Raw genomic sequence first — 14574 nt, forward strand, 5'->3', positions numbered from 1 at the left:
GCGGAAAAACCGCCAAGTCACTATTATGCCATAATATCAAAAAACGTCAAATTGGCGTGCCGAAAAGCAAACCGAACGAAATCAATACTTAAGCAAATAAGAATCCTTGTCCGTGATGCTCAGGATAAGTGTCGAAAAGCTTAGCAACTGATCCATCTTCAAACACTGCTTTAATAGCGCTTGCAAGAAGCGGAGCAATTGAAAGAACAGTCAAACCATCCCAACGCTTCTCTTCTGGAATAGGCACAGTATCAGTCAAAACAACTTCTCTAGCACCACAAGACTTCAAACGCTCGACTGCAGGACCAGAAAGCACGCCGTGAGTTGCAACAACTGTAACAGACTTAGCTCCAGCTTCCTTCAACACTTTGCAAGCTCCTGCAATAGTTCCTGCAGTATCGATCAAGTCGTCAACCATAACGCAATCGCGTCCAGCAACATCACCAACAACGCGATTTGCAACCGTCTTATTAGGGCAAGTGATATCGCGAGTTTTGTGCACAAAAGCCAAAGGACCGCCGCCTAAGCGTTGAGCCCACTGTTCTGCTACGCGAATACGACCAGCATCAGGAGACACAACAGTCACATTAGCAAGATCGTCGCGGAAACGATCACGTACGTAATCAACCAAAACTGGCATAGCAATCAAGTGATCAACAGGACCGTCGAAGAATCCTTGAGACTGAGCTGCATGCAAATCGACGCTCATAATGCGATCAGCGCCAGCAGTCTTTAGCAAGTCAAACATCAAGCGGCAAGAAATAGGTTCACGGCCGCGATGCTTTTTATCTTGTCGAGAATAACCAAGCAACGGGCATACTGCAGTAATTGAACGAGCAGAAGCCCTCTTCAAAGCGTCAATCATAATTAACTGTTCCATAATGGACTTGTTAACAGGATCGCTGTGGCTTTGAATAACGAATACATCTGTACCACGCACAGATTGCGTATAGCGAACATACATTTCGCCGTTAGCAAAATCGTATGCCGTAGTTTCAAGTACATCAATTCCAAGCTGATCAGCTACATCACGAGCAAGCTTCGGATGTGCGCGACCGGTAACGAGAACAAGGTTTTTATCTGGCTTTCCTTCAAGGACGATGCTCACCATATCTCCAAACATTAGTTCGCTTTAATTCGCGAAATGAACATAATCAATACTAACTTTTTGCACAGACGATAAACGACAAGCCTACAAAATCAATCATTACGCACGATATAAACCATGCTTAACTATGTATTGAACTACTCCATCTGGAACTAAATACCACACCGGTTCACCATGTTCAGCTCGACGACGAACATCAGTAGAAGAAATAGACAACGCTGGAATCTCTAAAATATCAACCGGCAAATGCGTAGAATCACAATGAACCATATCGTCACGATTCGCTGCAATACCAGTATCATTCGTATGCATTTGGCGAGGCAATAACGGAGAATTAGAATCTGCCAACTTTTCTGGTCTCGAATAGCCAGGACGAGTAACGGCCACAAATCGAGCCAAATTCCACATTTCGCGCGCATTTTTCCATTGCATTATTTCAGCAATAGCGTCAGCCCCAGTAATAAAGAAAAGTTCCGCATCAGGATGTTGAGCGCGTATATCTCGCAAAGTATCGATAGTATAAGTAACTCCAGGGCGATCAATATCAACCCTAGAAACAGTGAACTTTGGATTTGAAGCTGTTGCAATAACAGTCATTAAATAACGATCTTCTGCATTCGTAACTTTTTTATCAAGCTTAAAAACAGGCCTACCAGTAGGAACGAAAATAACTTCGTCAAGATCATAAACCCAAGCAACTTCCGATGCCGCAACCAAGTGGCCATTGTGTATTGGATCGAATGTGCCGCCCATAATTCCAATGCGCTGACGTTCATGCACATTGCCACGAGCAGAAGTACGTTTATGAACTGAATTCACAACCACAGGAGGAGCCGCTTCTTTACCAGTAAACGCGCCATGAAATAGGTCAGACATGCGACGTTCTGCATCTTCGTGAATTTCAGGACTCATTCGCTTCAGATTCCTTGTCTTCCACTTGAGTTTCATTCACTAATCCAGATGCAACATTTGCGCTATCCGGATTAATATTGCCCATTTCTTCATCCCACTCATCTTTTACAACACGCTGGATTTCGGCAAAAGTTGGAAGAGGGAAATCTGGTTGATACGCACCACGAATTTTCGCTACAGATTCCGAAATTTTAGCAAGCATGGATGTCATGCCATCAATATCATGATCACGTTCTAATTCGCTAAACTTAATAATATTCTTTTCCATATTGCGAACATTTTCAAGAACATTATTAAACGAAGCTTCATCAGGAATAGTCACATCATTCGAATCAGAATCTGGCCAGCCCATTAACACTGCGTCAGCATACTCAAGCGATGAACGTTGCGATGCAGAAGCAATACCATCTTCAATTTGCACCAAAAAAACATATCGCACAATGGACAAACGTTCAGCAGCAATATCAAGCGCTTCTAAAGGAGTTAAACAAGAAGTTTTCTCATCCATATTTACCATATTCTTACAATACCTCACTTTATGCACTTTATGCTCTTATTTGCCCATCTCCGTAGCCGATCCATTTGGTTGTTGTCATTTCAAGCAAACCCATAGGGCCTCTTGCATGCAATTTTTGCGTAGAAATACCAAGTTCTGCACCAAAACCAAACTCGCCGCCATCCGTAAAGCGCGTTGAAGCATTGACCATAACTACAGCGGAATCAACACTTGCAATAAAACTTTGAATAGTTGAGTAATCTTCAGCAATAATGGTTTCAGTATGACCAGTAGAATATTTCGCAATATGAGAAGCTGCATCAGCATAATCATCTACAACTTTCACACCCATATTCAGCGACAAATATTCTCGCTTCCAATCTTCCTCAGTGGCATGCTCAAGCTGCAATCCTTGAATATTAGCGGATTGCAAAATATCGTAAGATTTATCGTCTGCATGCAAAATTACATTATGTTCAGCTAAAGCAGCAGCGATTTTTGGCAAAAATTCTTGCGCAACATCGCTATGTACCAATAATTTTTCAGCAGCATTGCACACGCCTACTCGTTGCGTTTTTGCATTAATAATAATCGGTATAGCTTTTTTAATATCAGCGCTTTTATCTACATAAATATGTACGTTTCCAGCTCCAGTTTCAATAACAGGAACCGTAGATTCTTGAACAACTGCTGCAATAAGATTTGCGCTACCTCTAGGCACAAGCACATCAATATGACCATGAGCATGCATCATTGACGTAGCTCCGTCTCTTCCTAAATCGTCAACAGACTGAATCAAATCAGCACTAAAGTTAGAATCTTTAAGAACCGATTGTATAACTTCAATACTCGCCTGATTTGTATGAAGAGCCGCGCTTCCGCCTCGCAAAATCGCAGCATTTCCAGATTTAATGCACAAAGCAGCTACGTCAATAGTTACGTTTGGACGAGCTTCGTAAATCATTCCCATAACGCCCATTGGAACTCGAATTTGAGAAAGTTTAATTCCATTAGGAAGAGTGTACCCGCGAACTACTTGACCTACAGGATCTTGCAATTGCGCGATTTTTCGCACGCTTTTTGCAGAAGCTTTGATTCGCTCCTCATCAAATTTAAGTCGATCGAGCTTTCCAGCATCCATTCCCTTAGCTTCAGCTTCTTTAAGATCCTTTTTGTTAGCCTCAGCAATATTTGAAGCTGCAAACTCTAAAGCATCTGCCATTTTTTCAAGAAGAGCATTTTTTGCGCGAGTGTCTGCATGAGCAAAATTACGCCACGCTTTTCGTGCACAATCCGCACGAGCATTCACTAAATCATCAACAGACAACGTTTCCCCCTGTAGATTATTTGCATAATCATCAATTAATTAATAGTAAAACAAAAATATTTATACATATGAGATTAGCACACGCCCATTCGCCCAGCGCTTCAGGTACCATAATTTGATATAAGTTGTGTAAATAATTTACATAAATAATCTATGTAAATAAAAAATATTTTTTATAAACAAACGGTTACGGAGTCATTATGGCATCAGATGCATCTATTTTCCATAGCACTCGTTCGATTAAGCCAACATTCACATCAAAAGAAGCAATACGTAAGGGAATCGCTGAAGATGGCGGATTATTTGTAGCTGATAGCCTTGGTAACGAGCGTTACGATATTTCTAAATTGCAAGGCAAATCGTATCAAGAAATTGCGCAAGATATTTTACAACTATTACTGCCAGATTATACTTCAGAAGAGCTTTCTTCTTGCATTAAACTGGCATACGGCAATCAGTGGTCTAATAACGCTATTACTCCACTCCAGCAGCTTGGAAACACTAGCGATTTTGTGATGGAACTTTTCCATGGTCCTACTTGCGCGTTTAAAGACGTTGCTTTGCAAATGTTGCCACAATTAATGTCTCGCACTAAAACTCAACACGAGAACGAATCTGACATTGAAAAAAACGTTATGATTCTAACTGCAACTTCTGGAGATACCGGTAAAGCTGCTTTGGCTGGTTTTGCTGATGTTCCAGGCACTTCTATGGTTACTTTTTATCCAGAAGGAAAAGTTAGCCGCGTTCAAGAATTGCAAATGACTACGCAGGTGGGCGAAAATGTGAAAGTTTGCGCAGTTCGCGGTAATTTTGACGATGCTCAAACAGGTGTTAAACAGATTTTCACAAATAATGAGCTCAACAAAAATATTGAAGAAGATGCGAATACAGTATTGTCTTCAGCTAACTCAATTAACGTTGGTCGTCTTGTGCCACAAGTTGTTTACTATTTTGCAGCATACAAGCAGCTTGTTGAACGCGAAGTTATAAAACTTGGCGATGAAGTGGAATTTTGCGTCCCTACAGGCAATTTTGGCGATATTCTCGCAGGATATTATGCAAAAATGCTTGGTCTTCCAGTAAAGCATCTTATTGTTGCTAGCAATAGCAACAACGTGCTTTTTGATTTTTTGGTAAGCGGCACTTACAACCGTCAGCGCACTTTCCATCACACTGTTGCTCCTTCTATGGATATTTTAGTTTCTTCTAATTTGGAACGAATGCTTTATTACATGTGCGATAAAGACACTCGTTTAATACAAATGCTTATGAACGACTTACAACAGTGGGGTGCTTTTGAGATTCCAGAAAATGTGCTTGCAAAGATTCGCTCACTGTTTGGTTGCGGTTGGGCAAATGAGGATCAAATTCGCGAAGCTATTTATGACTGCTGGAACAAGTACAAGTATGTGATCGATCCACATACTGCTTGCGGATTCTTCGTTATGCAACATATTCCACACGACGAAAACGTGCCGAGAGTATTGCTAAGCACTGCAAGCCCGTATAAATTCCCTCGTGTTGTTGCTGAATCTTTGAATATTGAGCATGTGCAAGATATGGATGATTTCAAATGCATGGATGCGCTTAGTGAAGCTACAGGAACTAAAGCTCCAAGCATGCTTAGGGATCTTGAGCATAAATCTCCACGCTTTAATGATGTTATTAATGTTGAAGATATGCCTGAGTATGTTTTAGCTCAAGCGCATAATTTCGCAAAATAATCATAAAGTTTTAAGCGAAAGAGGCTGGTTTACTTGTATAAGCCAGCCTCTTTTACTATTCATTCGTTATTACTTTCGAATAAAGCTGCATACACTTCGTTAATAACGTTTAAATCATGACCTTTTCTTGCAGCTGCTGCAAAAAATCTTCGTCTTCGAACTAAAGGCTCAAGATTTCTCGTGCGCGAAGCCGTTTTGCGACCGAGTTCCCAAGCTGCTTCAGTGAATACTCCAGAATTTTGAGCAGAAGCTACGTTTTGTGAAATAGCAGCAGGATCAACATTTTTACGCTGCAATTCCATTCGAGTAGCTCTAGCACCAAGAAGCCTCACTGCGCAAGAGCGAATCACCATTTGAGCGTATTGATTGTCATCGAGAAGATGCAATTCAAGCAAACGACGAATAACCGCGTCAACCGCAACCTCCGTGTAGCCTTTTTCTTTAAGTCTTTTGCGCATGTCCATCACAGAGCGAGGAGCATAATCTAAAAGCCTTAAAGCAGCTTCCCTACAATCATCTTCACTACTATTGCAAAGTTCGTCGCTTAAATCACTTACTTTAGCGTTTTTTACATACGGCATGTTTTTTGTATTATTTTTTGCGCTTAAAAGTACTGACTTATGCGATATTTTTTTGCGAGTATACGGCTTTACGCTATTACTTTCGACATCTTCTTCAGCACGCTCTACTGGATGATCGCGAAGAAAACTCTCTACACTAATAGGCATATTGCATTCGCTTTACACTGTAATCTTATTATTACTTCGATTCGGATGACTTTTGTGCAGAATTTTTAGCTACAGAATCATCATCGAATTGATCTAGTTCAGAATCTTCAGCGAATTGATCTTCAGGATGCATTAAACCTAACGAAGCTTTGACTTTTTCGCTAATTTCTTCAGTAATAGCTGGATTATCTTTCAAGAACTTACGGACGTTTTCGCGACCTTGTCCAAGCTGCTCACCGTCATAAGTAAACCAAGAACCAGATTTCTTAATAACTTCAGCTTGCAGTCCCATATCGATAACAGAACCTTCAGTCGAGATGCCTTCTCCGTAAAGAACATCAAACTCAGCAGTTTTGAAAGGCGGAGCCATTTTATTCTTGACAATCTTAACTTTAGTTCGGTTGCCAACAGCTTCTTCGCCCTCTTTAATAGTAGAAACTCTGCGAATATCCATGCGCACAGACGCATAGAACTTCAAAGCTTTACCACCAGTGGTAGTTTCAGGGTTACCAAAGAATACGCCAATTTTTTCACGAAGCTGATTAATAAAAATAGCAGTAGTGCCAGCTTGTGAAAGAGCACCAGTCATCTTACGCAACGCCTGACTCATTAAGCGAGCTTGTAAGCCCACATGGCTATCTCCCATATCTCCATCGATTTCAGCTTTAGGAACCAATGCCGCTACAGAATCAACAACAATAACGTCTAACGCACCAGAACGAATAAGCATATCAGCAATTTCCAATGCCTGCTCACCATTATCTGGCTGAGAAACAATAAGAGCATCCGTGTCTACTCCAAGCTTTCTAGCATAGACAGGATCCAACGCATGCTCAGCATCAATAAATGCCGCTACCCCACCATTTTTTTGAGCATTTGCAACAATATGCAAAGCAAGAGTTGTTTTACCAGAAGACTCAGGACCGTAGACTTCAACTATTCGCCCTCTAGGAACACCGCCAATCCCCAAAGCAGTGTCCAACGCTAATGAACCAGTAGGAATAACTTCTACATCTTGCATAGGTCTATCACCTAAGCGCATTGCAGAACCTTTTCCATATTGTCGTTCAACATTGGCTAAAGCAGTTTCCAACGCTGCTTGGCGACGCGGATCTGTTTTATCCGCATCAATAAGGCGATTAATATTGCCTTTACTTTTTGTTTGCGCCATGTATGCTACTCCTTTCGCATGCCGTTATGTATCGAACGACCTTAGTTCCATACTAGATTCAAGTGCAAGCATTTTTATGCAATGTGGATAAAACATTTAACCCAAGCACTTAAACGCTTAACTCAGCTTAAATCATCTCGACAAACACAAGTATACTACATATGCGAACATTTGTTCGATAGCGCGTGTCTTGATTACAACTCAACTATTTACAATCTTCGACATAAGCAATCAAATCATTAGAAATTCTCAACAACTGAAATACAGCAGATTCGCGAACTTCTTGACGACTGCCAGATAATTGCAATTCAAAAACAAAAGCAGCACTTGATCGCGCAATTTTAGCCACGCTTTGACTTTCGATTTGAGCAAAATCATAATCATAGACGTTACTCACGCATCCATCTTCAAGTTCTTTATGAGCCGCATTTTTAACAGAATCCATAACAGCATTAACTTTAGGCAAAAATATTCCAACATAAACTAAACCTGCTGGTTTATTACCATCAGGACCAGGACCTGCAACACCAGTTGTAGACAAGCCAATAATAGGAAAATCTGTATAACACTCACAATCTTCCGCATACGCCCATCCACTGCCACGATATATTTGAGCAGCTCCAATCGCCATTTGAAAAGCAACATCTTGGCAAACAGCGCCTTCAGATTGTAAAAGATTAGAATTTACGCCAAGAATTTTGGATTTAGCATGAATATCATAAGTGACAGCAGAGCCACAAAAAACTCGCGATGCGCCAGGAACAGAAACAAAAGCATCAGCCAAAAGCCCGCCAGTTAACGACTCTGCTGAAGCAATATGCATTCCTTTAATAAAACTTTTTTCCAATAGATTCGCAGCTAAAGGAACTGTATTAAAACTTGAAGAATTATTCATAATACGCTCGATATGATTGTAGCTTACGATTTTCCACAACATAAACCCTTTAGGGATAATCTATGAAAAACCGTAAGCTACAAACAAGAAGTTTACTTATTGATTTTATTTACTTCACAGGAGGCAAAGGCACTGAATTTTTTTCATCATCAACTTGAGATTCGCTATCTGAAGAACTTTCAAAGAAAGCACTATAGACATACAAAACTGCAGAGTAGAAAGCGAAGCCCAAAGAAATACCGAGCAAACCGAAAGCCACTGCATAGTAGGAAACTATCCAAGAAGGCAATGAACTAGCATGAATAGTTGCAACAAGAGGTGCAATAATCATTGCAATACCAATCGATTGCGTAAGAGTCTTATACTTTCCTGCAGAAGATGCAGCAATCACTCTTCCACGAACATTAACAACATAAATTCGCACAAGAGTAATAGCAATTTCGCGAATCATGAACAAGATGGTTATCCACCAATAAATTTCGCCAAAAACAGAAGAAATAATAAGTGCAGCTAGAATAAGGATCTTATCCGCAATTGGATCAAGCAACTTACCTAATTCTGTAACCTTATGATATTTACGAGCCATCCACCCGTCGAGCTTATCTGTAGAAGCAGCTACAACAAACAGCACAAACGCAGCCCAACGCAACGAAACTGAACCGAAACCCCATGTGCCTGCTTTCAAATATAAAACAATAAAAACAATAGAAAGCAAAATACGGATATAAGTCACAATATTTGGAGCATAATTCCAGCCAGCAAAAAATGATGACTTAGCTTTTTTCTTCATACGCATAACCTTCATTCTACTGCAAAGTAAAAACTTCTAGCACATCACACAACTTGGTGTTGCACATAACAATACAATATCTTATAACGAATCTGACTCGCCACGAATAAAAGCCAAAACTTTTGGCAAATCTTCCGGCTGAACCAAAACTTCGCGAGCTTTAGAACCTTCAGAAGGTCCCACAACGCCTCGAGATTCAAGCAAATCCATCAATCGACCTGCCTTTGCAAAGCCAACGCGCAACTTACGCTGAAGCATTGAAGTAGAGCCAAATTGCGAGCTGACAACAAGCTCAGCAGCCTGCAGCAACTCGTCCATATCGTCGCCAATATCGCTAGTTTTAAGCTTGCTTTGAGCTTGAGCATCCGCCTTTTGAGCCATTTGCTCAATATCTTCACGATACTTTGGCTTGCGCTGAGTGCGCACGTACTCCACAGCCTTGCGAATTTCAGATTCACTCACCCACGATCCCTGCACACGCTGAGGTTTTGCAGCACCCATTGGAAGGAACAAAGCGTCGCCTTGACCAATCAAAGTTTCTGCGCCAACAGTATCGAGAATAACCCTTGAATCAGTAGCAGACGAAGTAGCAAAAGCCAATCGAGAAGGAATATTCGCCTTAATCAAGCCTGTTACAACGTCAACAGACGGGCGCTGAGTAGCGAGAACCAAATGCACTCCTGCAGCTCGAGCAAGCTGAGTAATGCGCTGAATAGAACTTTCAACATCGTTCTTAGCAACCATCATTAAATCAGCCATCTCGTCCACAACCACAAGCAAATACGGGTATGGAGCAACTTTTCGCTCAGATCCAGCCGGTGCGTGAACTTTTCCTTCACGAACAGCCTTGTTGAAATCTTTAACATGACGGAAACCGAAGAATTGCAAGTCGTCGTAGCGAGCATCCATCTCTTTAACAACCCACTCAAGAGCCTGCGCAGCCTTCTTAGGATCCGTAATAATAGGCGTAAGCAAATGCGGAATGCCAGCGTACGCAGAAAGCTCCACGCGCTTAGGATCGACCATAATCATGCGAACTTGCTCAGGAGTTGCTCTCATAATAATCGAAGTAAGCATTGAGTTAATGAAACTCGACTTACCAGAACCAGTAGCACCAGCGACAAGCAAATGCGGCATTTTATCGAGAGCTGCCGTTACAAAATGACCTTCAACATCTTTTCCAACGCCTGTAAGCATAGGATTAGGGTCACTCATAGCTTTTTGCGAGCGCAGAACATCTCCCAAATGCACAATTTCGCGGTCGACGTTTGGAATTTCAATACCAATAGCAGACTTTCCTGGAATTGGCGACAAAATACGCACATCTGTACTAGCTACAGCATATGCAATATTTTTTTGCAAATTCGTAACTTTTTCAACTTTCACACCAGGACCAAGCTCAACCTCGTACTGCGTAACAGATGGACCTCTAAGGAATCCGATAACGTGAGCGTCGACGTCAAATTGCTCAAAAGTAGAAGTTAGCGCACGAATAACGTTATCGTTTGCTGGAGTTCTAGCAGCATGAGGCTTGCCATAAGCTAAAAGATTCAAATCAGGGAGCTTGTAAGGTTCAGAAGAAGAATCAAAAGAAGGCTCATTATTATTGCTAGCACCATTTTCGCTGCCGGCATCATTTTCATCATCTGAATCTTCTTGATCTCTGCGATATTGATCCATACGTTCAGCTGGAATACTTGACCATGGATCGCTTGCAGGTAAAGAGGAATCACTCATAGGAGCTTTTGGCAATATTTCTTCAGGAACAAGCTTTGATGAAGATGAAACACTTCTAGGTGTAACTTGACTCGAATTATTATCGGCATTTTCAAATTGAGAATTATTTGCAGCATTATTATCTGAAGAGCTGCTCACAGTTCTTGCTTTACGAGGTTCAACTCTTTCAAGATTATCTACACTATTACCGTGAGAAGCAGCATGTGAAAATGCATCATCTCCGGCGTATTCGTCAAGCAATTCTCCATTATTATTACTGTTTTTACGCTTAAAGAATGATTTAAACAGTTTCAACACAGAAGACATTTGAGAAGATCCGCTATTATTTTTAGACGATTCTTCATTGTGAGTTGGCACGCCATCTGCAAATTCCAAAGAATTGCTTTTGCTTTCAGAATTATCTTCTTCAGAGTTTCCTAAATCTTCAGAAGACTTTTTACTGTTATATTTAGCAAAAATAGTAGCAACACTTTGAGCTATATCAGTTACATGAAGGCGAGTAATCATTAATATCGAAAAAATAGCAGCTACTACAAAAATAATAATTGCAAAAATACGAGAAAGACCCCACGATAGCGGAGATCCAAGCACAAAACCTAACAACCCACCTGACTTTTGCACAGTGTCTAAATTAAACGCTTTTCCGCGAGGTGCAGAAGAAATATCAAGAATTGAGCAAACAGACAACAATAGAATAATAAATCCGCTAATAACACGAGGATTACCAGAGCCAGCTCCACTGTTACGCATCAACCTAAAAGCGACAACGCTTAACCACACAGGCAGAACAACGCTCATAATTCCAAGCAAACTAGAAGACACAAAATGGAGACCTACTCCAATAAATCCACTAACTCTAAACCATTCTGATGCGCAGAACAAAATCGCAAGAACAAGCATAACGAAGCACAAACCGTCCCTGCGATATGCCTCATCGTATTCTCCAACACCAAAAAGCGAGCGCACTAACTTTCCTAAAGTTCTAGGCACAAACAGGAGAATTGTCTCCCACAATGGTTCACTAGGTGAAGCCTTACCAGCCATAAATACTCCTTCTGTGCATTACTTCATTGCGCACGCACAATTTAAGTCGGGAAACACCCTAACCATATCAGTTTACCCTATGTGCTGTTCGGCTTGAAGGGTTACAAAACTAACAAAAAACGGCTGGTCAATTACCAGCCGTTTAAGTGGGGTGGCTAACGCGGCTTGAACGCGCGACCTTCTGAACCACAATCAGATGCTCTACCGACTGAGCTATAGCCACCATGTGCGCGAAACGAATCGAATCACACAACAAAGGGATACTATACACGATTTTCTAGATTTACGCTAGCACAACACACCTCGGCGCGTCGTAGTAACAACATAAATTATTCGACAATGGCAAATGCAACAATGGGTGTATGAGTTTTTCTGAGCAAAATCAGCGCATTTTTGGCGTAACCGAAAACAGCAACAACACGACGGCACTTCTTCTTGGCTCAGGCGAGCTTGGCAAGGAAATTGCAATTGAGCTTATGCGATTAGGCGTGCGAGTATGCGCTGCCGATAGCTACAAAAACGCTCCTGCAATGCAAATAGCTCACGAATATCATGTGCTAGATATGTCGAATCCGCAAGAATTACAAGAACTTATTTCAAATGTGAATCCTGATATTATCATTCCTGAAGTTGAAGCTATTGCTACTGAAGTTTTGAAAGATGCAGCGAATAATAATATCCAGGTTGTCCCTAGCTCAGATATCGCCGCGATTGCAATGGATCGCGAGCGTTTGCGTAGGATTGCGCACGAAGATTTAGGGCTGCCTACTACACCGTATTGTTTCGCTTCATCTTATGAAGAGTTAGAGGATGGAGCTAAAAAAGTTGGATATCCTTGTGTAGTTAAGCCTGTTATGAGTTCTTCTGGTCACGGCCAGTCAATAGTTCGTAGTTCTGAAAATTTGCTTGCAGCTTGGAATGAAGCTCAGCATGGAAGGCGTGCGGCAGCTGGTCATGAAAACGAGTGTTCACGCGTTATTGTTGAAGCTTTAGCTCCGCTTGATTATGAGCTTACAGTACTTACAATAAGCTCTTGCGCAGGAATTACTACTTGTGAGCCGATTGCTCAGCGTCAGCAAGACGGAGATTATAGAGAATCTTGGCAACCTGCAAATATTCCTGAATCGATCCGCACTAATGCGAAAGATATTGCAAAGCGTGCTGTAGAAGGTTTGACTGATATTGCGCAAGAATCTGGCGAAACAGGTTGGGGCGTTTATGGAGTCGAACTATTTGTATTAAAAGATGGCTCACTGTTATTTAATGAGCTTTCACCTCGCCCACACGATACTGGCATGGTAACTATGATTTCACAGCACTACAGCGAATTTGCATTACACGCACTGGCTATTTTGGGAGTCCCAATTACAGCTAACTATACTGAGCTTTCTTTGAAAAATAATGAAGTTGCAGCAAGTCACGCCATTGTTATTAAAGCGGAAGGATCTGTTGGTTTTACGAATATTGCTCAAGCTTTGCAATCTGGCGAAAATCATCGATGCAACTTGCGTATTTTTGCTAAGCCTTCTGTACATGGTCACAGACGAATGGCAGTTTCTTTAGCTACTGGATTAACGCAGGAAGAAGCTAGAGAAAATGCGACACGCATCGCTATGTCGCTAAAAACTACACAAACCAATGCTTAGATACATTGAAAATTAAGGCATAAGAGTTAAAAAAGATAATAATTTACAGTATGCGCGAAGGGAAATTTTGTAGGTAACAATTGTTACGCTAATCGTGCTGGCAAAGGTCAGGTAAACCTACAAATATTGTTGGTTTGCGCCTACAACTATGAATGCACATAAGAGAGGGCATATCATGGAAAAACTTGAGAAGTTGTACGAAGGCAAAGCCAAAAAACTGTATGCTACCGATGACACCAATGTGCTATGGGTTGAATACATGAACCAGGCAACAGCTGGTAACGGTCTGAAGAAAGCTCAGATTGCAGGTAAAGGCAGTTTAAATAACCGGATTACTTCTTTACTATTCCATTTACTTGAGGCGCGCGGTGTAAAAAGCCACTTCCTCGGACGAATTTCCGATACTGAACAACTTGTAAAGCGTATGCGCATGTTCCCGCTGGAAATTATTATGCGAAATACTGCTGCAGGTTCTTTTGCAAAACGTTATAACGTTAAAGAAGGAACACCTTTAAAGAAGCCATTGTTGGAGTTCTGCGTAAAGTCCGACGAGCTTGGCGATCCATTTATTAATCCAGAAGGCGTTGTCGCTCTTGGATTAGCAACAGATGAAGAAATGGCGGAAGTAACTCGTCAAGCTCATGCTGTTAACAATGCTCTGTTGGATATTTTCTCCAAGATTGATGTTCAGCTTGTTGACTTCAAGATTGAAGAGGGCGTGGACGCGCAAGGTAATATTCTTCTCGCTGACGAAATAACTCCAGATACTTGCAGACTTTGGGATAAGCGCAATGCTGGTACAGATGGAGTAAGTCATTTGGACAAGGACTTGTTCAGACGCGACTTAGGCGACATCATTCCTGCTTATGAAGAGATTCACGATAGGCTTGCATCTTTAGCTCAAAGCGAAGGTTTGGATGTTTCTGTGCGCAAACCTGACGATTGCGTAGAACGATAATGATTGTTGTGGCTCGTACCTTTAGGGGTGCGAGC

At 41.4% G+C, this 14574-nt stretch carries 11 protein-coding genes, 1 tRNA gene and 1 pseudogene; 3 read left to right on the forward strand and 10 right to left on the reverse strand.

The window, feature by feature from the left end:
- Positions 1 to 88: 88 nt before the first annotated feature.
- From ACJV2T_RS03305 to ACJV2T_RS03320, 4 genes and pseudogenes are all read right to left on the reverse strand, one after another.
- The gene (locus ACJV2T_RS03305; protein ID WP_415689643.1) at positions 89 to 1111 is read right to left on the reverse strand and encodes a ribose-phosphate diphosphokinase; all 1023 of its coding nucleotides are present in this window, start codon (positions 1109 to 1111) and stop codon (positions 89 to 91) included.
- Positions 1112 to 1207: 96 nt separating this feature from the next.
- A pseudogene (gene nadD / locus ACJV2T_RS03310) lies at positions 1208 to 1993 on the reverse strand (nicotinate-nucleotide adenylyltransferase); the annotation flags it as partial.
- A 16-nt stretch (positions 1994 to 2009) separates the two neighbouring features.
- Positions 2010 to 2537 carry a phosphoribosylglycinamide synthetase gene (locus ACJV2T_RS03315; protein WP_415683809.1) on the reverse strand — a complete coding sequence of 176 codons (528 nt, stop codon included), beginning with the start codon at positions 2535 to 2537 and terminating at the stop codon, positions 2010 to 2012.
- 28 nt (positions 2538 to 2565) lie between these two features.
- Positions 2566 to 3843 (reverse strand): glutamate-5-semialdehyde dehydrogenase, encoded by a 1278-nt coding sequence (locus ACJV2T_RS03320; RefSeq protein ID WP_419399139.1) that lies wholly within the window; start codon positions 3841 to 3843, stop codon positions 2566 to 2568.
- 200 nt (positions 3844 to 4043) lie between these two features.
- Between ACJV2T_RS03320 and thrC the strand changes: the two genes are divergently transcribed.
- The gene (gene thrC, locus ACJV2T_RS03325; protein WP_419399140.1) at positions 4044 to 5570 is read left to right on the forward strand and encodes a threonine synthase; all 1527 of its coding nucleotides are present in this window, start codon (positions 4044 to 4046) and stop codon (positions 5568 to 5570) included.
- Between the two features lie 59 nt (positions 5571 to 5629).
- Here the strand turns inward: thrC and ACJV2T_RS03330 are convergent, their stop codons facing one another.
- The 6 genes from ACJV2T_RS03330 to ACJV2T_RS03355 form a co-directional block, all read right to left on the reverse strand.
- The gene (locus tag ACJV2T_RS03330; RefSeq protein WP_415683807.1) at positions 5630 to 6298 is read right to left on the reverse strand and encodes a regulatory protein RecX; all 669 of its coding nucleotides are present in this window, start codon (positions 6296 to 6298) and stop codon (positions 5630 to 5632) included.
- A 31-nt stretch (positions 6299 to 6329) separates the two neighbouring features.
- On the reverse strand, positions 6330 to 7469 hold the full coding sequence (gene recA, locus ACJV2T_RS03335; RefSeq protein WP_119526350.1) for a recombinase RecA: 1140 nt from the start codon (positions 7467 to 7469) through the stop codon (positions 6330 to 6332).
- A gap of 205 nt (positions 7470 to 7674) precedes the next feature.
- Complete coding sequence (locus tag ACJV2T_RS03340; protein ID WP_419399141.1) at positions 7675 to 8364, reverse strand: CinA family protein; 690 nt, start codon at positions 8362 to 8364, stop codon at positions 7675 to 7677.
- Between the two features lie 109 nt (positions 8365 to 8473).
- Entirely contained in the window at positions 8474 to 9154 is a 681-nt protein-coding gene (gene pgsA / locus ACJV2T_RS03345; protein ID WP_415683844.1) for a CDP-diacylglycerol--glycerol-3-phosphate 3-phosphatidyltransferase, read from the reverse strand.
- A gap of 81 nt (positions 9155 to 9235) precedes the next feature.
- Positions 9236 to 11935 (reverse strand): DNA translocase FtsK, encoded by a 2700-nt coding sequence (locus ACJV2T_RS03350; RefSeq protein WP_419399142.1) that lies wholly within the window; start codon positions 11933 to 11935, stop codon positions 9236 to 9238.
- A gap of 147 nt (positions 11936 to 12082) precedes the next feature.
- Positions 12083 to 12158 (reverse strand) — tRNA-His (locus tag ACJV2T_RS03355).
- A gap of 139 nt (positions 12159 to 12297) precedes the next feature.
- Between ACJV2T_RS03355 and purT the strand changes: the two genes are divergently transcribed.
- Positions 12298 to 13581, forward strand: coding sequence for a formate-dependent phosphoribosylglycinamide formyltransferase (gene purT / locus ACJV2T_RS03360; protein WP_419399143.1), 1284 nt, complete (start codon positions 12298 to 12300; stop codon positions 13579 to 13581).
- 175 nt (positions 13582 to 13756) lie between these two features.
- The gene (purC, locus tag ACJV2T_RS03365) at positions 13757 to 14539 is read left to right on the forward strand and encodes a phosphoribosylaminoimidazolesuccinocarboxamide synthase (protein WP_419399144.1); all 783 of its coding nucleotides are present in this window, start codon (positions 13757 to 13759) and stop codon (positions 14537 to 14539) included.
- The last annotated feature ends 35 nt before the right edge of the window (positions 14540 to 14574 follow it).

Origin of the sequence: Gardnerella phocaeensis (genome assembly GCF_048545075.1) — a bacterium.
GTDB lineage: Bacteria > Actinomycetota > Actinomycetes > Actinomycetales > Bifidobacteriaceae > Bifidobacterium > Bifidobacterium vaginale_J.

Excerpts from the sequence above, each read along its gene's own strand:
- ACJV2T_RS03305 (WP_415689643.1), bottom strand. The coding sequence starts at position 1,111 with ATGGTGAGCATCGTCCTTGAAGGAAAGCCAGATAAAAACCTTGTTCTC.
- ACJV2T_RS03315 (WP_415683809.1), bottom strand. The coding sequence starts at position 2,537 with ATGGTAAATATGGATGAGAAAACTTCTTGTTTAACTCCTTTAGAAGCG.
- thrC (WP_419399140.1), top strand. The coding sequence starts at position 4,044 with ATGGCATCAGATGCATCTATTTTCCATAGCACTCGTTCGATTAAGCCA.
- ACJV2T_RS03330 (WP_415683807.1), bottom strand. The coding sequence starts at position 6,298 with ATGCCTATTAGTGTAGAGAGTTTTCTTCGCGATCATCCAGTAGAGCGT.
- recA (WP_119526350.1), bottom strand. The coding sequence starts at position 7,469 with ATGGCGCAAACAAAAAGTAAAGGCAATATTAATCGCCTTATTGATGCG.
- ACJV2T_RS03340 (WP_419399141.1), bottom strand. The coding sequence starts at position 8,364 with ATGAATAATTCTTCAAGTTTTAATACAGTTCCTTTAGCTGCGAATCTA.
- pgsA (WP_415683844.1), bottom strand. The coding sequence starts at position 9,154 with ATGAAGAAAAAAGCTAAGTCATCATTTTTTGCTGGCTGGAATTATGCT.
- ACJV2T_RS03350 (WP_419399142.1), bottom strand. The coding sequence starts at position 11,935 with ATGGCTGGTAAGGCTTCACCTAGTGAACCATTGTGGGAGACAATTCTC.
- purT (WP_419399143.1), top strand. The coding sequence starts at position 12,298 with ATGAGTTTTTCTGAGCAAAATCAGCGCATTTTTGGCGTAACCGAAAAC.
- purC (WP_419399144.1), top strand. The coding sequence starts at position 13,757 with ATGGAAAAACTTGAGAAGTTGTACGAAGGCAAAGCCAAAAAACTGTAT.